This is a genomic window from Anoxybacillus mongoliensis, from assembly GCF_014201515.1.
In the GTDB taxonomy this organism is placed as follows: domain Bacteria; phylum Bacillota; class Bacilli; order Bacillales; family Anoxybacillaceae; genus Anoxybacillus; species Anoxybacillus mongoliensis.
In genome coordinates this window covers 29,447-49,653 of record NZ_JACHEQ010000018.1, presented here as the reverse complement: position 1 = coordinate 49,653, position 20,207 = coordinate 29,447, and the positions used below count along the sequence as shown (strand labels likewise).

The following is a 20,207-nucleotide window of genomic DNA, read 5'->3' as shown; positions in this document are numbered from 1 at the left end:
CGAACACGGAAGTTAAGCTCTCCAGCGCCGATGGTAGTTGGCGGGACACCGCCTGCGAGAGTAGGACGTTGCCGGGCAAACAAAAAGACCAAGACGGTTTAGTCTTGGTCTTTTATCTTTTTTTGCCTTCTCGCACCAAATGATTGTTTTTTAAGTATATTGTTATATGAAACTGGGAAAACTGTTAGCGGGAGGTGGAGAACGGATGTCTTATAGCGAAACTTGTATTATATGTAACGAGCAAAATAAAAACGGAATTTATGTTTTTCATCATTTCATATGTATGGATTGTCATAACGATCTCATTCAAACTGAAACGAATGATGAGAAATATAAATTTTACGTTGATCGGTTGAAAAAAATAGGAGAGAATAAAATATATTCATAACTCAAGGCCCCTACTATGATTAGGGCCTGTTTTATTTTAATATAAATGTATAAAACAACATGAGTGAGGAAGCGAATAAAGATGGATCAAACAAACACCCCTTTATATACGCTTTTATGTGAACATGCTTCAAAACAACCGATTTCATTTCATGTACCAGGGCATAAATATGGAGCAGTGTTTTATGAAGAAGCTCTTCTTTCTTTTGCGCCATTGTTGCATTTAGATGTAACTGAACTGTCACATTTAGATGATTTACATCATCCAACAGGAGCAATTGAACAAGCACAACAGTTAGCGGCAAATTTGTATGGGGTAAAACGTACATATTTTTTAGTTAACGGTTCTACGGCTGGGAATTTAGCTATGATTGCAGTTGTGTGTGAAAAAAATAAAAAAGTCATCGTACAACGCAATTGTCATAAATCCATTTTGCATGCGCTACATCTTGTTGGGGCAACACCCATTTTTATTTCCCCAGAATTTGATGAAGATGTTCAAGTGATGTCTTTTGTGTCTTTTGAAACAATTTGTAATACGTTGCGCGAGCATCCTGATGCTGCTGCACTCATTTTAACAAATCCAAACTATTACGGTATGGCGATTGATTTAACAACAATCGTTCAATTGGCACATTCTTATCGAGTGCCAGTTTTAGTTGATGAGGCACATGGTGCTCATTTTGTGCTCGGAGAACCTTTTCCCAAATCATCTGTTGAGTGTGGAGCCGACATTGTTGTACAATCGGCCCATAAAACACTCCCAGCAATGACAATGGGATCTTTTTTGCACTTTAATAGCGATCTTATTGATGAACGTATGTTGAGATACTTTTTGCAAGTTTTCCAAACGAGTAGCCCGTCTTATCCAATTATGGCTTCGCTCGATTTGGCACGGGCTTATGTAGCGCGACAAACGCGTGAAACGATTGATGAAATAATCGCTCAAATTCAATTATTTAAACAAGAATTGCAGACAATTGAAGCAATTCATGTTGTGGAATCACGACATCCGCTTATCCGAACAGACTTATTAAAGATTACGTTACAAACACGTAGCGCATATTCAGGATATGAGTTACAACAGTTACTAGAAAAAAACGGAATATTTACAGAAATGGCTGATCCGTATAACGTATTACTTGTCTACCCGCTTGCGAAAATGAAACAACTACCAGACGTCGCAAACCGTATAAAGCGTGTGCTGCAATCCATTCGTAGTGAACTAAAAAACGAACGAGTGCAATTCCAGTTACCAAAGCATTGTCAAGCAGTAAGTTACGAATGGACGAAAGGTCGCCAAACAAAAAAAATTTTGCTTCGCGATGCAATCGGGTGTGTTTGCGCTCAAATGGTCGTCCCTTATCCACCTGGGATTCCTATTTTACTTATCGGGGAAATTGTAACACAGCAGCATATTGAGATCATTCAACATTTGAAGAAAAACAATGCCTATTTTCAAACAGATATAGACGGAGATTACATCGAAGTGTTTCAGGAGGTATGATATGAACTATTTATTTTTTTCATTTGAAGGTCCCGAGGGAGCAGGGAAAACAACAATCGTCCGCATGTTAAAGGATTATTTAACCGAACAACATGTTGATGTTGTGGCGACACGTGAGCCAGGAGGAATCGATATTGCTGAGCAAATTCGTGCGATCATTTTACATCCTCATAATGAACGAATGGATGCGCGAACAGAAGCTTTGCTTTATGCTGCAGCGAGGCGACAACACTTAGTTGAAAAAGTAATTCCTGCGTTGAAAGAAGGAAAGATCGTTCTTTGTGATCGCTTTATTGACAGTTCTCTAGCTTATCAAGGTGTAGCGCGCAGTTTAGGGATAGATGAGATATTAGCTATTAATGCGTTCGCCGTTGAGAATTGGATGCCTACATTAACGATTTATTTCGATATTGATCCGGCTCTTGGATTAGCGCGCATTCACGAAAATGGATTGCGAGAAGTCAATCGACTTGATTTAGAGGAGCTAGCGTTTCATGAACGAGTACGTGACGGATATATGATGTTATTAGATCGTTTTCCAAATCGTATAAAAAAAGTAGACGCTACGCAGTCTGTAACAAAAGTGTTTGAAGACGTGTGGGCGCTTATAGAGCCTTTGTTAAGAAAGTGAGAGGATCGACATGTCATGGAAAATGCTCGAAACAAGTCAACCACATGTAGCGAAAATGATCGTCAACAGTATAAGAAAAGGCAGAGTGGCTCATGCATACTTATTTGAAGGACAAAAAGGGACAGGGAAAAAGGAAGCGGCTCTTTTATTTGCTAAGCGTTTGTTTTGTTTAACAAATGTACATGAGGAACCTTGCGAAACATGTGTGAATTGTCGGCGGATTCAATCTGGTAATCATCCAGACGTTCATCTCGTTGTGCCAGATGGAAATTCAATTAAAAAACAACAAATTGAGCAGCTGCAAGAGGAGTTTACAAAAACGGCTGTTGAATCGAATCGCAAGCTATATATCATTGAACATGCTGATCAAATGACCGTTCAAGCTGCGAATAGTTTGTTAAAATTTTTAGAGGAACCGTCAACAAAAACGGTGGCGATTTTATTAACAGAGCAATTACATCGCATACTCCCAACGATTGTCTCACGTTGTCAAGTGATTTCTTTTCACAAATTACCAACAGAACAAATATACGCTCATTTACAAAAACAAGGTGTACCACGAGAGTTAGCGATATTAGCTGCTAGAGTAACAAATAATGTGCAAGAAGCATTTCAGCTAAGTCAAGATGATTGGTTTGCACAAGCACGAAAAATAGTGATACAATTATATGAAGCATTAAACAAGCAATATGTACAAGCGTTGCTTGTCATTCAGCAACATTGGCTCACTCATTTTACGAATAAAGAACAAATGAATATCGGGTTAGACTTATTATTATATTTATATAAAGACTTATTATATGTATTACTTGGGGAAGAACAAAAAATTGCATATGATGATTGCATGAATGAATTTCAGCGGTCGCGTTTTCTTTATTCTGAAAAGCAAATTGCTCAACATATGAGAGTGATTTTACAAGCAAAAGCGCGGTTGCATACGAATATGAATCCGCAGCTTTTAATGGAACAGTTAGTATTGCAGTTGCGGGAGGGATCTGCGTTTGTATGAAGTTGTAGGCGTTCGTTTTAAAAAAGCAGGAAAGATTTATTATTTTGATCCGGGAGATTTACCAATTTCAAATGGTGATTATGTTATTGTTGAGACGGTTCGTGGTATTGAATTCGGAAAAGTTGTTGTAGCTAAAAAACAAGTCGATGAAAAAGATATTGTTTTACCGTTAAAAAAAGTAATTCGCTTGGCCGATCAAAAGGACAAGCTTGTTGTAGAAGAAAATAAAAAGGCAGCAGAAGAAGCGTACGACATTTGCTTGAAAAAAGTAGAAGAACACGGATTAGAGATGAAGCTTGTCGATGTTGAGTATACATTTGATCGCAATAAAATCATTTTTTATTTTACTGCTGATGGACGAGTTGATTTTCGTGAGCTTGTCAAAGATTTGGCTGCTATTTTTCGTACAAGAATTGAGTTAAGACAAATCGGTGTTCGCGATGAAGCGAAAATGTTAGGTGGTATCGGTCCGTGTGGGCGTATGCTTTGTTGTTCGACGTTTCTAGGCGATTTCGATCCTGTTTCTATAAAAATGGCCAAAGATCAAAATTTATCGTTAAATCCGACAAAAATATCGGGATTGTGTGGTCGATTAATGTGTTGTTTAAAATATGAGAACGACGAATATGAGACTGCGAAAGAACAGTTACCTGATTTAGGGGAAATGATTGAGACTCCCCTTGGATTAGGAAAAGTTGTTGGATTAAACATTTTAGAACGAGTGCTACAAGTTGAGTTAGTTGAAAAAGAACGGGTGGTCGAGTATACAATTGACGAATTGATAAAAGAAAAAGTTCTTCCTACTCAAGCCACAGAGTGATGGGGTGGATGGCGCGTGAATAAAAAAGAGATTTTTCAATCTGTAACAAGTATCGAGGAACAAATTGCTCATTTGTATAAACAGCTAGGGGAGCTGAAAAGTTATCTTGGAGAGCTAATCGAAGAAAATCATCACCTCCAAGTTGAGAATGACCATTTGCGTAGACGGCTCGAACAATTGTCGGAGCAAAAAGTTGAACAAGGCAAAAAACAAGCGAAAGCAAAATTAGTTGATATCGGTGAAGGATACGACAACCTAGCTCGTCTGTATCAAGAAGGGTTTCACATTTGTAATGTACATTACGGCAGTTTGCGGACCGATGGAGATTGTTTGTTTTGTTTGTCATTTTTAAATAAAAAATAGCCTTTCTGACGAATGGTCTGGAAGGCTATTTTGTTGCAGAAAGAGGGATAAAACATGTTACGTGAAGGTGAACGGCTTGACTATTTGTTAGCAGAAGATATGAAAATTATTCAAAGCCCATCTGTATTTGCGTTTTCACTTGATGCGGTGTTGTTAGCGAATTTTGTATATGTCCCGATTCAAAAAGGTAATTTAGTCGATTTATGCACAGGGAATGGCGTCATCCCGTTGCTATTAAGTAAACGAACAAAAGGAAAAATTATTGGAGTGGAAATTCAAGAAAAGATTTATGACATGGCGAAACGAAGTGTACAATACAACGAATTAGAAGAGCAAATTGAAATCATTCATGGAGATATTAAACATATGCCAGCTTATCTCGGACATAGCAAATTTGACGTCGTGACGTGTAACCCTCCTTATTTTCCAACGCCAAATGAGGAAGAAATCAATAAAAATGAACATTTTGCTATTGCACGTCATGAAATTTATTGCACGCTAGAGGATGTTATCCGCGTCAGCAGCCAACTGCTCAAACAAGGTGGAAAAGCTGCTTTTGTCCATCGGCCGGAGCGGTTATTAGATATCGTGACATTAATGAGACAATACCGTTTAGAGCCGAAGCGCTTACGTTTTGTTTATCCAAAGGAAGGGAAAGAAGCGAATACCATTTTAATTGAAGGAACGAAAGATGGGAATAGAGGATTGAAAATATTACCACCTCTCGTCGTATATGCACAAAATGGCGAGTATACGAGCGAGTTAAAACATATTTTATATGGGGAATGAGATGATATGAACGAACAAAAAAGTTTTATTGAGGAAGATGAAAAAGGGATTTTATATATTGTCCCGACGCCGATTGGCAATTTAGAGGACATGACGTTACGTGCGATTGAAACGTTACGAACGGTCGATTTCATTGCGGCTGAAGATACACGGCAAACGAAAAAACTGCTGAATCATTTCGACATTCATACGCCGCTTGTGAGTTACCATGAACATAATAAACAAGCGAGAGGGGAGCATATTATTGCCTCTCTTTTGCAAGGCAAACACGTTGCCTTAGTTAGTGATGCAGGGACGCCAACCATTTCTGATCCAGGTCACGAACTTGTTGTTGAAGCGTTACAAGCCCAATGTAAAGTTGTGCCTCTTCCCGGTGCGAATGCAGCCATCACAGCGCTAACGGCTTCTGGACTACCGACAACTCATTTTTATTTTTACGGATTTTTATCCCGTCATAAAAAAGAAAAGAAGAAAGAACTTGAACAATTAAAACATATAAAAGATACGCTTATTTTTTATGAGGCACCGCATCGTCTCCATGAAACGTTAACGATCATGCACCATATATTCGGGAATCGAAAAATGGCTATAGCGCGTGAATTAACAAAAAAATTCGAACAATTTATTCGCGGAACGATTGAAGAAGTGATACATTGGGCAGAGCATCATGAAGTGCGAGGAGAGTTTTGCCTTCTTGTGGAAGGGAATCATATGCCAGATGAAGAATCAGTATGGTGGGATAATTTAACGATTGTTGAACATGTCAACTATTACATGGAGGCGAAGCAGTACACTTCAAAAGAAGCAATTAAACAAGTAGCGAAAGATCGACAATTGCCAAAACGGGATGTATATGAAGCATACCATAAGTAAAAAAAGTTTCTCTAGAAAAATCTAGAGAAACTTTTTATTTTGATTGTTGAAGAAGGTTTTGGATTTCTTGTAATAATGCTTCTGCGCCTTCTTTGCTTAAAATGATTTTTCCATCTGCAAGTTTAAAGTTGTCATCAGATACTTCCCCAGTTACTAAGCAAGTCATGTTTGGCTTGTATTTTTTCAAAATGATGCGCTCATCGTCTACATAAATTTCTAACGCATCCTTTTCTGCGATTCCTAATGTACGGCGCAATTCAATTGGAATAACTACACGACCTAATTCGTCGACTTTACGAACAATACCTGTTGATTTCATACTGTTCTCCTCTCCTTTTTTCATCTTTTTTCGTCAATATTCGACAAAATCTCTATGGATTTATCATAACAACTTTTCCATTAAGCGTCAATCCTTTTATATGCAACAATAAAAAAAAATGTATGTTTTACATGTCGTTGCATATAAAATTCGACAAAATTATAGTTGAAATGACAAAAACCAAATGATTTGACAATAGATGCATAACAGTTTTTAACTACTTTTCAAGACGATACAAACCTTATTATAAGGATTATTCGACAAAATTCAACATAAATTCGACAAAAATGTCGATATATTTTCGACAAAATTCGACAAAAACTACTATTTGCCGATTATCTCATGTGGAATAGTTGACAGCGCTCTCTATTTTTATGTATATTTTGGTGAGATAAGAGGAATAGATGTATTGATCAAGAATACAAGTATGTAATCGCTCTCGTCCTTTGGGCGGGAGCGTTTCTACTACACGTGCAACAAGGAGGGGTAAAAGTGACGAAAAAGACGTTTTATATTACTACACCTATTTATTATCCGAGCGATAAATTACATATCGGTCATGCTTATACGACGGTAGCTGGCGATGCAATGGCAAGATATAAACGGATGCGCGGCTACGACGTCATGTATTTAACAGGAACGGATGAACATGGTCAGAAAATTCAGCGAAAAGCGGAGGAAAAAGGGGTTACTCCACAACAGTACGTCGACGAAATTGTTGAGGGGATTAAAGAACTTTGGGAAAAACTAGATATTTCTTATAACGACTTTATTCGTACAACAGAACAACGTCATAAACAAGTTGTTGAAAAAATTTTTGCTCGCCTTTTAGAACAAGGGGATATTTATTTAGATGAATATGAGGGATGGTATTGCACCCCATGTGAATCGTTTTACACTGAGCGACAACTGGTTGACGGAAATTGTCCAGACTGCGGACGTTCTGTAGAGAAAGTAAAGGAACAATCGTACTTTTTCCGCATGAGTAAATATGTCGATCGTCTATTAGCGTTTTATGAAGAAAACCCGCAATTTATCCAGCCGGAATCGCGTAAAAATGAAATGATCAACAATTTCATCAAGCCTGGGTTAGAAGACTTAGCTGTATCGCGAACAACATTTGACTGGGGTATCCCTGTTCCTGGAGATCCGAAGCATGTCATTTATGTATGGATTGATGCGTTGTCAAACTACATTACTGCCCTAGGATATGGAACAGAAAATGACGAAAAATATAAAACGTATTGGCCTGCTGATGTCCACCTCGTTGGAAAGGAGATCGTTCGTTTCCATACGATTTATTGGCCAATTATGTTGATGGCTCTAGATCTTCCGCTTCCGAAAAAAGTGTTTGCGCACGGTTGGTTGCTTATGAAAGACGGGAAAATGTCGAAATCGAAAGGAAATGTCGTTGATCCCGTTACGTTAATCGATCGTTACGGTCTTGATGCGTTGCGTTATTATTTGCTCCGTGAAGTGCCGTTTGGCTCAGATGGTGTGTTTACACCGGAAGGTTTTGTCGAACGTATTAACTACGATTTAGCGAACGATTTAGGGAACTTGTTAAATCGGACGGTAGCGATGATCGAAAAATATTTTGCCGGTCGTATTCCTGTATATAGCGGTACGTATACATCGTTTGATGAACAGCTTGTGCAAACAGCATATGATACGGTGAAACAATATGAAGAGGCGATGGAGCAAATGCAATTTTCCCAAGCTCTAACAGCTGTTTGGCAGCTCATTAGTCGCACGAACAAATATATTGATGAAACACAACCATGGGTACTAGCGAAAGATGAAGCTGCACATGAACAGCTCGCTTCAGTCATGTCACATTTAGCGGAGTCGCTTCGTTATGTAGCTGTTTTATTGCAACCATTTTTAACAGCAACGCCAAAACGGATGTTTGCTCAACTTGGCATTCAAGACGAACAGCTGATGGGTTGGGATAGTTTACAAACGTTTGGCGCTTCACAACATGAGCGAATGGTTGCAAAAGGCGCACCGCTGTTTCCACGTTTAGACGTTCAAGAGGAAGTACAATACATTCAATCACAGATGAAGGGGACCTCGGCAAATACAGAAGAAAAACAAGAACAAAGCGAGGAAACAAGCGACGAAATTACAATTGATGATTTCATGAAAGTTGATTTGCGCGTCGCACAAGTTGTTCACGCTGAACCAATTCCAAAAGCAGATCGCTTACTTAAGCTGCAACTTGATTTAGGATATGAGAAACGTCAAGTTGTATCAGGTATTGCCAAATACTACAAACCAGAAGATTTGATTGGGAAAAAAGTCATTTGCGTGACGAACTTAAAACCTGTGAAATTGCGCGGAGAGTTATCGCAAGGCATGATTTTAGCAGGAGAAAAAGATGGTGTATTATCATTGGCGACAGTAGACGAATCGCTTCCGAACGGAGCAAAAGTGAAGTAAAGAGGTGTTACAAAGACACCTCTTTTGTTTCTATTTTGTAATGCAATTGTTATATAGCTGTGATTTATGTAACAGTCTTGTGTGGTAAACTGAACATCGGAAGAAAAGAGGGGTTATATGTTATTTGATACACATGCACATTTAAATGCGACACAATTTAACGAAGATGTTGAACAAGTCATTGAACGAGCACGTGCAGAAGGTGTGTCACATATTGTCGTTGTCGGCTTTGATCGCCCAACAATTGATCGCGCAATGGAGTTAGTTGAACAATATTCGTTTATTTATGCAGCTGTCGGATGGCATCCTGTTGATGCGATTCATATGACTGATGAAGACCTCGGTATGATTGAACGTTTGGCAGCACATCCGAAAGTTGTTGCACTCGGTGAAATGGGATTGGACTATTATTGGGATCAATCGCCGAAAGAAGTACAAAAAGAAGTGTTTCGTAAACAAATTCGTTTAGCGAAAAAAGTGAAGCTACCGATTATTATACATAATCGCGATGCAACTGCTGATATCATTGATATTTTACGAGAAGAGAATGCAGGAGAAGTCGGAGGCGTGATGCATTGTTTTAGTGGAAGTATAGAAGTAGCACGTCAATGCATCGATATGAATTTTTATATTTCATTTGGCGGCCCTGTTACGTTTAAAAATGCAAAAAAACCGAAAGAAGTGGCGAAAGAAATTCCGCTTGATCGGTTACTTATTGAAACGGACTGTCCGTATTTAACGCCGCATCCATTTCGGGGAAAGCGGAACGAACCAAGCTATGTAAAGTATGTTGCTGAAGCAATCGCCGAATTGAAAGGATTATCTTTTGAAGAAGTTGCTCAAAAAACGTCCGACAACGCCAAGCGATTATTCGGCATTATTTGATAGAGAAACGTGTCGATTGATTGGAAGACTTGTCTAAAGAAAAGATGAAACGTGATCGTTCTACATCTTTTTTCACAAGCATACAATAAGCTTGTCGACAAGTCTTTCTTCCCTTATGAAAGAATATTTTGAATAATAGATAATAAGCTTCATAGAAAGGGAGGGTCGTCACGGTTATCTATCGGAAAAGGAGGCGTTTTTATTTTGATTACGTATGTAAAAACATTATTGCAATCAGCATCAAAGAAGAAGATTGCGCTAGCTACAGGGGGATTTTTGGCTCTATGTAGCATGACGGGATATGCAAGTTATGAATGGACAAAAGATACAGTCACGTTATATACGAATGGAAAAGAGCACAAAGTGCGTACACACGCCAATACAGTTGCTGAGTTATTGAAAGAACAAAATATTAAGTTAAAACAAGAAGATGCTATCTCCCCTTCTCCACAAACAAAAATTATTGATCATTTGACTGTCAAATGGGAAGCCAGCAAGCCGATTGTACTCATTGTTGATGGGGTAGAAAAGAAATTAAGAACGACGGCTAAAACTGTCAAGGATGTATTGCATATTCAACAAATCGAACTTCGTGATTACGATCAAGTATCACCGAACGTTCATGAACAAGTGCAAGAAAACATGAAGATTGTAATAAGCAAAGCATTTCCAATTACATTAAATGACGGCGGCAAACAACAACAAGTTTGGTCTACTTCGACTACGGTCGCTGACTTTTTAGCTAAACAGCATATCACATTGCGGGAGATGGATCGCGTTCAACCCAAATTGAATGAAATGATTCAACCAAACACAAAAATAAACATTGTTCGAGTTGAAAAAGTCACCGATGTAGTGGAAGAACCAGTAAATTATACAGTTGTGAAAAAGAAAGACGCACAACTAGAAAAAGGTAAGCAAAAGGTAATTAGCGAAGGAGAAAAAGGGCTTGTCGCTAAGCAATATGAAGTTATTCTAAAAAACGGAAAAGAAGTATCGCGAAAGCTTATTAAAACAGAGACGATCAAGCCAAGCAAAAATCGTATTGTTGCGATTGGAACGAAACCAGCTCCGAAAATATTAGCTTCTCGTGGAGGTAATGAAGCGGCTGAGGAACTTTACGTGATTGCTACAGCGTACACAGCATATTGTGGTGGATGCTCTGGTACAACGGCAACGGGTGTCAACTTGCGTTCAAATCCAAACGCAAAAGTGATTGCTGTTGATCCGCGTGTTATTCCGCTTGGAACGAGAGTATACGTAGAGGGATACGGATACGCTGTTGCAGCAGATACAGGTGCGAATGTAAAGGGATATAAGATTGACTTATTTTTCCCTGACCAATCAGCTGCATATCGCTGGGGAACGAAACGTGTGAAAATAAAAATTATAAAATAACTACAGAGGATTTCACGATCCTCTGTTTTTTTCGTTATAATGGGTGAAGAACAATTGAGAGATGGAGGATTTTATGAAAATTAAGGAAATTATCGTTGTTGAAGGCCGTGATGATACAGTAGCGATTCGTCGTGCGGTGGATGCTGATACGATTGAAACGAATGGAGCAGCCATTAATGATGAAACGATTGAACGTATTCGTTTAGCGCAACAACAGCGCGGAGTAATTATTTTTACGGATCCTGATTATCCGGGTGAAAAAATTCGGAAAACAATTGCCGAACGTGTCCCGGGATGCAAACATGCATTTTTAACGCGTGAAGAAGCGCGAGGGAAACACGGTAAAGGTCTTGGTGTTGAGCATGCTTCTGTTGAGGCTATCCGCACAGCGCTATTGAGCGTGTACGAGGAAATGATTGATCCGAAAGAAGAAATTTCATTCCAACAGCTTATCGATGCAGGATTAATTGGTGGTTCATTAGCACGAGCTCGCCGTGAGCGGTTAGGTCAATTGTTAAAAATTGGGTACACAAACGGAAAGCAGTTGCATAAACGATTACAAATGTTTCAAATTTCAAAAGAACAATTTATAGAAGCGATGAAGCAAGTCATGCAGGAGGAACAACATGTATAAAGATATTGCTACACCGACTCGTACAAAAGGAATTTTAGAGAAATATGGGTTTTCGTTCAAAAAAAGTCTTGGACAAAATTTTTTGATTGAGCCAAATATTTTACATCGCATCGTTGATTTTGCCGAGCTTTCTGAACGAACAGGTGTCATTGAAATTGGACCGGGAATTGGGGCGCTTACAGAGCAACTAGCGCGACGATCAAAAAAAGTAGTCGCATTTGAAATTGATCAACGGCTTCTTCCTATTTTAGCTGATACGCTGTCTCCATATCCTAACGTATCCATTATTCATGAAGATGTTTTAAAAGCAGATGTTCAACAAGTAATAAAGGAACAATTAACTGACGTGGACGATATTATGGTCGTTGCCAATTTGCCGTATTATGTAACGACACCAATTATTATGAAGTTGTTGACAGATCGTTTACCTATTCGCGGTATGGTCGTTATGTTACAAAAAGAGGTAGCCGAGCGCATGGCGGCAAAACCAGGAACGAAAGATTATGGTTCTTTGACGATTGCTGTGCAATATTATACGCACGCTGAAACAGTGATGCATGTGCCACGGACTGTATTTATGCCAAAACCGAATGTGGACTCTGCAGTCATTCGGTTATTGAAGAGGGAACAACCTGCTGTTTCCGTTACAAACGAAGATTTTTTCTTTACGGTCGTTCGTGCGAGTTTTGGACAACGGCGGAAAACGATTTTAAATAATTTGATGAACCAATTGCCAAACGGCAAGGAGAAAAAAGTACAAATTGAAAAAGCGCTTGAAAATGCTCGTATTGATCCAAAACGCAGAGGAGAGACGCTCACCATGGTTGAATTCGCTACATTAAGCGAACAACTATATCACATTTTTTATCGAGAGGCTTAAAGCCTCTTTTTTTACACTTTCTATCCTTTCGTTGCATATGTTACAAACAAAACAAACGAAAGGGCGGACGTGTATGATTCAAGTTGGAGACATTGTTGCACGGAGATCGTATGAATGTGATGTTTTGTTTCGGGTTATTGATATTAAAGAAAAAGAGGGAGAAAAAGAAGCGATCTTATATGGAGAGGATGTTCGACTCATAGCTGATGCTCCCTTTTCCGATTTAGTTGTTATTGATGAACGCGAAAAAAAGAGAAGGAAAGAAGAAGAAAAACAACATATTGAGCAATGCTACAAATTGTTGCGTCAAGATTATCGTTTGTTACGAGAAAAAAGCGAATATGAATCAACGGGTGGATACGAAGTAAAAATGGATTTTTTTCAACTTCCAGGCCGAGTGCTTCATATAGACGGTGACCCACTTTATTTACGAAAATGCATGCAGTTGTATGAGCGAATTGGAGTTCCGGTATATGGCGTCCATTGTCACGAAGCAGACATGCCCGATCGCATTATTCCACTACTTGAACAAGTTCGTCCTGATATTTTAGTTGTGACTGGGCATGATGCATATTCAAAATCAAAAGGAGCGATCGGTGATTTAAAAGCTTATCGTCACTCGAAATATTTCGTACAGACGGTGAAGCAGGCCCGAAAAAAAATCCCAAATCTCGATCAACTTGTGATTTTCGCTGGAGCGTGTCAATCTCATTTTGAATCGCTTATTCGAGCGGGTGCTAACTTTGCAAGCTCCCCTGCGCGTGTCAATATTCATGCGCTTGACCCTGTATACATCGTTTCACGCATTAGCTTCACTCCCTTTATGGATCGTGTTAACGTATGGGATGTGCTACGAAATACATTAACGGGGGAAAAGGGACTTGGCGGCGTCGAAACGCGAGGTGTTTTGCGAACGGGAATGCCATTTCGGACGATAGATGAGCAAACATAACATACTTCTTGTCTTTTTGCCATCGTGGTAAAAAGACAAGAATATTATTTTGTTTTTTTAACACTTTTTGTACATAATTTTTTTATTATTGCCCATAATAAAAACAAAAGTATTGACATAAAATATTCTTTGTTGATATAATTCTTATTTTTTGACTTATTCAACTTCGTTTGTTATACTACTTAATAGTGAGGTGGATACGATGGGAAAAACATTGTCGGAAATTAAAAAAGTGTTGGATTCGAATCTCGGTAAAAGATTGACGTTAAAAGCGAACGGTGGGCGTCGAAAGACAATCGAGCGTTGCGGCGTGTTAGCCCAAACATATCCGTCGGTATTTGTTGTTGAACTGGATCAAGAAGAAAACGCTTTTGAACGTGTATCATATAGTTATGCAGACGTGTTGACGGAAACAGTACAGCTGACATTTTTAGATGATGAACAAATAGCGATGAGTAGCTCACATTCATGATGGGTAAGGAGGCGACCAATATCGGTGGTCTCTTTTTTTATGTGTATGGAAAAGGCACGTATTTGTTCACTATTTTTTGTGGTAAAATGTCGATAGGAGTTCGAAGTCGGAAAAGTAGGTGAACAGTTTGAGGTTGTTAGTGAAAGCACCAGCGAAAATTAATTTATCTCTCGATGTATTACATAAGCGTTCAGACGGTTACCATGAAGTGAATATGGTGATGACTACGATTGATTTAGCTGACCGTGTGGAGTTAACGGATTTGTATAGTGATACGATTCAAATTATTTCACACAATCGCTTTGTGCCAGATGATGAACGAAATTTAGCATACCAAGCAGCTAAACTTCTGAAAGAAAAGCTAGGTGTTCGTCGAGGTGTGGCGATCTCCATCACGAAGCATATTCCTGTTGCAGCAGGTCTTGCAGGTGGGAGTAGTGATGCAGCGGCAACGTTGCGTGGATTAAATAAACTTTGGGGACTAGGTTTAAGTTTAGATGAACTTGCCGAAATTGGAGCGGAGATCGGATCGGATGTCCCGTTTTGCGTATATGGGGGGACAGCGGTTGCGAGAGGACGTGGGGAAAAAATTGAGCACATTCCGGCTCCACCGCCATGTTGGGTTATTTTAGCAAAACCAACAATCGGTGTATCAACAGCGGATGTATACCGAAATTTACAATTACAATCCGTTCATCATCCAGACGTAGATGGCATGGTTGAGGCGATTAAAGAGAAAAATTATGAAAAAATTTGTGCGCTCGCTGGAAACGTATTGGAAAGTGTCACATTAAACATGCATCCTGAAGTAGCGCAAATTAAAGAACAAATGAAACGTTTTGGTGCGGATGTATCATTAATGAGCGGAAGTGGGCCGACTGTGTTTGGTCTTGTTCAACACGATTCACGTTTACAACGAGTATATAACGGTTTGCGCGGTTTTTGTGAACACGTATATGCTGTTCGATTAATTGGAGAAAGGCATGAACAATAATAAGGAGGTTATCACATGAAATTAAGGCGGAGTAGTCGGCTTGTAGATATGACGCATTATTTGCTTTACCATCCACATCAGCTTGTCCCGCTTACTTTTTTTGCGGAACGATACGGATCAGCAAAATCGTCAATTAGCGAAGATTTGGCTATTATTAAGCAGACGTTTGAACAGCAAGGGATCGGTTTGTTACGTACGCTTCCTGGGGCAGCCGGTGGAGTGCAATATGTACCAAAAATGTCGGAAACAGAAGCGAAACAATTTATTCAGCAATTATGTACAAGCTTGGCCGATCCCGATCGGCTACTACCGGGGGGCTATTTATATATGACAGATTTGCTTGGCGATACACGCATCGTCAACCAAATTGGTCGTTTATATGCTTCTGCGTTTGCACATGAACATATTGATTTCGTTGTGACAGTTGCGACAAAAGGGATTCCTCTAGCTTATGCTGTTGCGAGCTTTTTAAACGTACCTGTCGTCATTATTCGTCGCGACAGCAAAGTGACAGAAGGATCGATGGTCAGTATCAATTACGTATCTGGTTCGTCAAAACGTATTCAAACGATGGTGCTATCGAAACGAAGTTTAACAGAAGGATCAAACGTTTTAATCATCGATGATTTTATGAAAGCTGGCGGAACGATTAATGGCATGATTAGTTTGCTTGCTGAATTTCGCGCAAACGTTGTTGGGATTGGTGTGCTTGTCGAGTCGGAAGAAGCAGAAGAACGACTCGTTGACGAATATGTTTCACTCGTGAAATTAACATCTGTCAATGTAAAAGAAAAACAAATTACAGTAGAAGAAGGAAACTACTTTCATTTTGTCAAATAAATAAAATGATTTTTACATACAGGAGGAAGAGACATGAAAGTTGTACACACAAACCAAGCTCCACAAGCCATTGGACCATATTCACAAGGCATTATTGTCAACAACATGTTTTACAGCTCTGGACAAATTGCGTTAACGCCAGAAGGAGAAATGGTGCAAGGAGATATTCAAGCACAAACGCATCAAGTGTTCAAAAATTTGCAAGCTGTGCTTGAAGCGGCAGGAGCATCTTTAGAAACGGTTGTAAAAACAACGGTGTTTTTAAAAGATATGAATGATTTTGCGGCGATGAATGAAGTATATGGCCAATATTTTTGTAATCATAAACCAGCGCGTTCTGCTGTTGAAGTTGCACGCTTACCAAAAGACGCGTTAATTGAAATTGAAGTGGTTGCGCTTGTCAAACAATCGTAAAAAAATTTTTTTCAAGTTAGCAGGAAAATGAAAAATAGTGTGGAATAAATTCACTTAAGTTCTTATATAGGGAAAAGGTGGTGAACAGAATGGAAGTAACTGACGTGAGATTACGCCGCGTGAATACCGAAGGACGTATGAGAGCGATTGCTTCGATTACGTTGGATCATGAATTCGTCGTTCATGATATCCGTGTAATTGAAGGCAATAACGGCTTGTTTGTTGCTATGCCAAGCAAGCGTACTCCTGACGGGGAATTCCGTGACATTGCTCATCCAATTAACTCAACAACCCGCGGGAAAATCCAAGAAGCTGTTTTAGCTGAATATCACCGTGCTGGTGAATTGGAAAAAGAGCTTGAAGAAGCAGGAGCTTCGTAATAAATAAGAAAGAGGACCCTCTCGAGAAGAAGGGTCCTTTTCATATGGAGAATGATATTTGTCCCATTGGCAAAGAACATATCGTGAAAATGGTGAATTTTTTTGGTAGATGACAATGTTTCCTTGAAATACATACATAATTGATATATATTCAATATGGATAAAGAGAGGTATGGAGGCCTTAAGATGAGACGATATGCGATCATTTTAGCGGCTGGACAGGGGACGCGCATGCGCTCAAAGCTTTATAAAGTGTTGCACCCTGTCTGTGGCAAGCCGATGGTACAACATGTAGTAGATGCGATTTCTACATTGCATGTAGATCGACTAATTACCGTTGTTGGTTTTGGAGCAGAACGAGTGAAAGAACAGCTCGGCAGTCAAAGTGAGTACGTCATTCAGGAACAACAGCTTGGGACGGCGCACGCCGTGATGCAAGCAGCACCTCATTTAGCCGATAAAGATGGTGTCACTCTCGTTGTTTGCGGGGATACGCCATTGATCACCTCAGAAACGATGGAAGCGCTTTTACAACATCATTTACAAACGAAAGCGAAAGCAACGATTTTAACCGCCCTTGCAGAAGATCCAACAGGATATGGTCGCGTTGTCCGGAATGAAGATGGACATGTCGAAAAAATTGTAGAACATAAAGACGCAACAGAAGAAGAACGAAAGATTCGAGAAATTAATACAGGGACGTATTGTTTCGATAATCGTGCATTATTTGAAGCGCTTACGAAAGTGTCAAATGACAATGCACAAGGAGAATATTATTTACCAGATGTCATTGAAATTTTGAAGAAACAAGGCGAAATTATTTCAGCATATGAAACATCGGTATTTGAAGAAACGTTAGGTGTAAATGACCGCATTGCGCTTGCACAAGCAGAAAAAATTATGCGGGCGCGCATTCATCGTAAACATATGGCAAATGGTGTGACAATCATCGATCCTGAGCATACGTATATAGCACCTGATGTATGCATTGGACAGGATACAATCATTTATCCAGGGACATGGATTGAAGGACACACGGTGATCGGTGAAAACTGTATAATCGGACCGAATAGCGAAATTAAAAATAGCCGTATTAGTAATAACACATCGATTCGACATTCGGTTGTACATGATAGTGAAGTAGGGTCAGACGTAACAATCGGCCCATTTGCTCATATTCGTCCGCAATCTAACATTGGCGATGATGTGAGAATTGGAAACTTTGTTGAAATTAAAAAAGCGACGTTTGGAAATGGAAGTAAAGCATCACATCTGAGCTATATTGGGGATGCTGAGGTAGGTGCGGACGTCAACATCGGTTGTGGCACCATTACAGTAAATTATGACGGTACCAATAAATACGTGACAAAAATTGAAGATGGTGCATTTATTGGTTGTAATTCGAACTTAATTGCTCCTGTTGTAGTAGGAAGTGGAGCGTATATAGCGGCTGGCTCAACGATTACCGAGGATGTACCTAGTCATGCTTTAGCCATCGCTCGTGCTCGACAAACAAATAAAGAAAATTATGTTGAACGTCTACAAGCGAAGAAAAAATCCTAATGGAGGTTCATTGACCCATGTCTCAGTATTTGAATTCTAATTTAAAGTTATTTTCATTAAATTCTAATCCGATCTTAGCTCAAGAAATCGCAAAAGTCATTGGTGTTGAATTAGGAAAGTGCTCTGTTTCTCGTTTTAGTGATGGGGAAATTCAAATTAATATTGAAGAAAGCATCCGGGGATGCGATGTTTATGTTATTCAATCGACAAGTGCACCTGTAAATGAACATTTGATGGAATTGCTTATTATGATTGATGCGTTAAAGCGGGCATCTGCTAAAACAATTAACATCGTTATGCCGTACTACGGATATGCTCGTCAAGATCGCAAAGCGCGTTCTCGTGAGCCGATTACGGCGAAATTAGTTGCTAATTTATTAGAAACAGCTGGTGCTTCTCGCGTCATTACGCTTGATTTGCACGCGCCACAAATTCAAGGATTTTTTGATATCCCAATCGATCATTTAATGGGGGTTCCGATTTTAGCAGATTACTTTAAAGAAAAACAACTTGATGATATCGTTATCGTTTCTCCAGACCATGGTGGCGTGACGCGTGCACGAAAAATGGCAGATCGTTTAAAAGCACCGATTGCTATTATTGACAAACGGCGTCCAAAACCAAATGTAGCAGAAGTTATGAACATCATTGGGAATGTGCAAGGCAAAATCACGATTTTAGTGGATGATATTATTGATACAGCTGGTACAATTACTTTAGCAGCAAATGCATTAGCTGAGCATGGGGCAAAAGAAGTGTATGCATGTTGTACGCACCCAGTTTTATCAGGTCCAGCAATTGAAAGAATCCAAAACTCGAAAATTAAAGAGCTTGTTGTTACGAATACGATTGCTATTCCTGAAGAAAAGAAAACGAATAAAATTGTCGAGCTATCTGTTGCTCCTCTTATCGGTGAAGCAATTATTCGCGTACATGAAGAACAATCGATTAGCGCGTTGTTTGATTAATGATGTTTAGACCTTCCTATTTTAGGGGAAGCTATGAGCGATTCTAAAATAGGAAGGTGATTTCATTGTTACAACTTCAATTACGTTCAGATCATCGACGCTCTTATGTAAAACAAATGCGAAAACAAGGTCATATTCCGGCCGTTTTGTACGGAAAAACGACGAATAGCCAACCGATTTTTGTTGATGCGGCTGAGTTTTTGAAGCAGTTGCGGGCTACAGGTGGCACCGGCCTTTTAGACGCAAAAATAAATGATAATCATATCCGCATTATCATTCGTGATATGCAAAAACATCCGATTCGCCATGATATTATTCATATTGACTTTTTAGCTGTTGATGCAAAAACAGAAATAGATGTTGACGTTCCTATTCATCTCATTGGTGAAGCAGCTGGCGTCAAAGATGGGGGCGTATTGCAACAGGCGATGCATCAATTGTCCATTCGAGCATTACCGTCAAACATCCCGCCATCCATTGATGTAGATATAACGAATTTGCAAGTAGGCGATGCTATTACAGTTTCACATATTCAAACAAACGGTGCTTATAAAATTAATCACGATCCGACAGAAGTAATTGCGTCCATCTTGCCACCAAAACAAGAAGAAGAAATTCATAGCGGTGAGGAACAAGAGCCGGGAAAACCAGAATCGGAAGAAGGACGGGAAACAACGCCGTGACGGA

23 protein-coding genes and 1 rRNA gene are annotated in these 20,207 nt (G+C 39.4%); 23 read left to right on the top strand and 1 reads right to left on the bottom strand.

All coding sequences use genetic code 11. The annotated features are described in order from the left end of the window. The 9 genes from rrf to rsmI form a co-directional block, all read left to right on the top strand. Positions 1 to 77, top strand: a 5S ribosomal RNA gene (rrf, locus tag HNR43_RS13010); the annotation flags it as partial. Between the two features lie 89 nt (positions 78 to 166). Beyond that, positions 167 to 388: a sigma factor G inhibitor Gin gene (locus HNR43_RS14315; protein WP_343055795.1), complete on the top strand. Its 222-nt coding sequence runs from the start codon at positions 167 to 169 to the stop codon at positions 386 to 388. Between the two features lie 81 nt (positions 389 to 469). Beyond that, positions 470 to 1,894, top strand: a complete 1,425-nt coding sequence (locus HNR43_RS13000; RefSeq protein WP_183244436.1) for an aminotransferase class I/II-fold pyridoxal phosphate-dependent enzyme — start codon at positions 470 to 472, stop codon at positions 1,892 to 1,894. 1 nt (position 1,895) lies between these two features. Beyond that, positions 1,896 to 2,525 (top strand): dTMP kinase, encoded by a 630-nt coding sequence (gene tmk / locus HNR43_RS12995; RefSeq protein ID WP_183244434.1) that lies wholly within the window; start codon positions 1,896 to 1,898, stop codon positions 2,523 to 2,525. 10 nt (positions 2,526 to 2,535) lie between these two features. Continuing rightward, positions 2,536 to 3,534 (top strand): DNA polymerase III subunit delta', encoded by a 999-nt coding sequence (holB, locus tag HNR43_RS12990; protein ID WP_183244432.1) that lies wholly within the window; start codon positions 2,536 to 2,538, stop codon positions 3,532 to 3,534. Beyond that, positions 3,527 to 4,354, top strand: a complete 828-nt coding sequence (locus HNR43_RS12985) for a PSP1 domain-containing protein (protein WP_032101721.1) — start codon at positions 3,527 to 3,529, stop codon at positions 4,352 to 4,354. Before holB ends, HNR43_RS12985 begins: the two co-directional genes overlap by 8 nt. A gap of 15 nt (positions 4,355 to 4,369) precedes the next feature. Then, positions 4,370 to 4,717 (top strand): DNA replication initiation control protein YabA, encoded by a 348-nt coding sequence (yabA, locus tag HNR43_RS12980; RefSeq protein ID WP_183244430.1) that lies wholly within the window; start codon positions 4,370 to 4,372, stop codon positions 4,715 to 4,717. Between the two features lie 54 nt (positions 4,718 to 4,771). Then, positions 4,772 to 5,506, top strand: coding sequence for a tRNA1(Val) (adenine(37)-N6)-methyltransferase (locus HNR43_RS12975; protein ID WP_183244428.1), 735 nt, complete (start codon positions 4,772 to 4,774; stop codon positions 5,504 to 5,506). A gap of 6 nt (positions 5,507 to 5,512) precedes the next feature. Further along, on the top strand, positions 5,513 to 6,379 hold the full coding sequence (rsmI, locus tag HNR43_RS12970) for a 16S rRNA (cytidine(1402)-2'-O)-methyltransferase (RefSeq protein WP_183244426.1): 867 nt from the start codon (positions 5,513 to 5,515) through the stop codon (positions 6,377 to 6,379). Between the two features lie 34 nt (positions 6,380 to 6,413). On the opposite strand, the gene abrB is transcribed toward rsmI, so the two are convergent. Beyond that, positions 6,414 to 6,698: a transition state genes transcriptional regulator AbrB gene (abrB, locus tag HNR43_RS12965; protein WP_183244424.1), complete on the bottom strand. Its 285-nt coding sequence runs from the start codon at positions 6,696 to 6,698 to the stop codon at positions 6,414 to 6,416. Positions 6,699 to 7,190: 492 nt separating this feature from the next. On the opposite strand from abrB, the gene metG reads away from it, so the two are divergent. From metG to HNR43_RS12895, 14 genes are all read left to right on the top strand, one after another. Next, positions 7,191 to 9,140 (top strand): methionine--tRNA ligase, encoded by a 1,950-nt coding sequence (metG, locus tag HNR43_RS12960; RefSeq protein WP_183244422.1) that lies wholly within the window; start codon positions 7,191 to 7,193, stop codon positions 9,138 to 9,140. A 117-nt stretch (positions 9,141 to 9,257) separates the two neighbouring features. Then, the gene (locus HNR43_RS12955) at positions 9,258 to 10,025 is read left to right on the top strand and encodes a TatD family hydrolase (RefSeq protein ID WP_183244420.1); all 768 of its coding nucleotides are present in this window, start codon (positions 9,258 to 9,260) and stop codon (positions 10,023 to 10,025) included. Positions 10,026 to 10,229: 204 nt separating this feature from the next. Further along, on the top strand, positions 10,230 to 11,423 hold the full coding sequence (locus HNR43_RS12950; RefSeq protein ID WP_183244417.1) for a resuscitation-promoting factor: 1,194 nt from the start codon (positions 10,230 to 10,232) through the stop codon (positions 11,421 to 11,423). 61 nt (positions 11,424 to 11,484) lie between these two features. Further along, on the top strand, positions 11,485 to 12,057 hold the full coding sequence (gene rnmV / locus HNR43_RS12945) for a ribonuclease M5 (RefSeq protein ID WP_183244415.1): 573 nt from the start codon (positions 11,485 to 11,487) through the stop codon (positions 12,055 to 12,057). Next, on the top strand, positions 12,050 to 12,937 hold the full coding sequence (rsmA, locus tag HNR43_RS12940) for a 16S rRNA (adenine(1518)-N(6)/adenine(1519)-N(6))-dimethyltransferase RsmA (RefSeq protein ID WP_183244413.1): 888 nt from the start codon (positions 12,050 to 12,052) through the stop codon (positions 12,935 to 12,937). The genes rnmV and rsmA overlap by 8 nt, the downstream gene beginning before the upstream one ends. Positions 12,938 to 13,010: 73 nt before the next feature. Continuing rightward, positions 13,011 to 13,889 (top strand): sporulation peptidase YabG, encoded by an 879-nt coding sequence (gene yabG / locus HNR43_RS12935; RefSeq protein ID WP_183244411.1) that lies wholly within the window; start codon positions 13,011 to 13,013, stop codon positions 13,887 to 13,889. A gap of 202 nt (positions 13,890 to 14,091) precedes the next feature. Further along, entirely contained in the window at positions 14,092 to 14,361 is a 270-nt protein-coding gene (gene veg, locus HNR43_RS12930; RefSeq protein WP_183244409.1) for a biofilm formation stimulator Veg, read from the top strand. Positions 14,362 to 14,488: 127 nt separating this feature from the next. Then, complete coding sequence (gene ispE, locus HNR43_RS12925; protein ID WP_183244407.1) at positions 14,489 to 15,355, top strand: 4-(cytidine 5'-diphospho)-2-C-methyl-D-erythritol kinase; 867 nt, start codon at positions 14,489 to 14,491, stop codon at positions 15,353 to 15,355. Positions 15,356 to 15,370: 15 nt separating this feature from the next. Continuing rightward, the gene (gene purR, locus HNR43_RS12920) at positions 15,371 to 16,195 is read left to right on the top strand and encodes a pur operon repressor (RefSeq protein ID WP_183244405.1); all 825 of its coding nucleotides are present in this window, start codon (positions 15,371 to 15,373) and stop codon (positions 16,193 to 16,195) included. 33 nt (positions 16,196 to 16,228) lie between these two features. Further along, complete coding sequence (locus tag HNR43_RS12915; RefSeq protein ID WP_032101709.1) at positions 16,229 to 16,609, top strand: RidA family protein; 381 nt, start codon at positions 16,229 to 16,231, stop codon at positions 16,607 to 16,609. Positions 16,610 to 16,698: 89 nt separating this feature from the next. After that, positions 16,699 to 16,989: a septation regulator SpoVG gene (gene spoVG / locus HNR43_RS12910; RefSeq protein WP_003398210.1), complete on the top strand. Its 291-nt coding sequence runs from the start codon at positions 16,699 to 16,701 to the stop codon at positions 16,987 to 16,989. Between the two features lie 186 nt (positions 16,990 to 17,175). Beyond that, a complete protein-coding gene (gene glmU / locus HNR43_RS12905) occupies positions 17,176 to 18,552 on the top strand; it encodes a bifunctional UDP-N-acetylglucosamine diphosphorylase/glucosamine-1-phosphate N-acetyltransferase GlmU (protein WP_183244403.1) in 1,377 nt (458 codons plus the stop codon). 17 nt (positions 18,553 to 18,569) lie between these two features. Further along, positions 18,570 to 19,520, top strand: a complete 951-nt coding sequence (locus HNR43_RS12900; RefSeq protein WP_183244401.1) for a ribose-phosphate diphosphokinase — start codon at positions 18,570 to 18,572, stop codon at positions 19,518 to 19,520. Between the two features lie 56 nt (positions 19,521 to 19,576). After that, a complete protein-coding gene (locus HNR43_RS12895) occupies positions 19,577 to 20,203 on the top strand; it encodes a 50S ribosomal protein L25/general stress protein Ctc (protein ID WP_183244399.1) in 627 nt (208 codons plus the stop codon). Positions 20,204 to 20,207 lie beyond the last annotated feature (4 nt).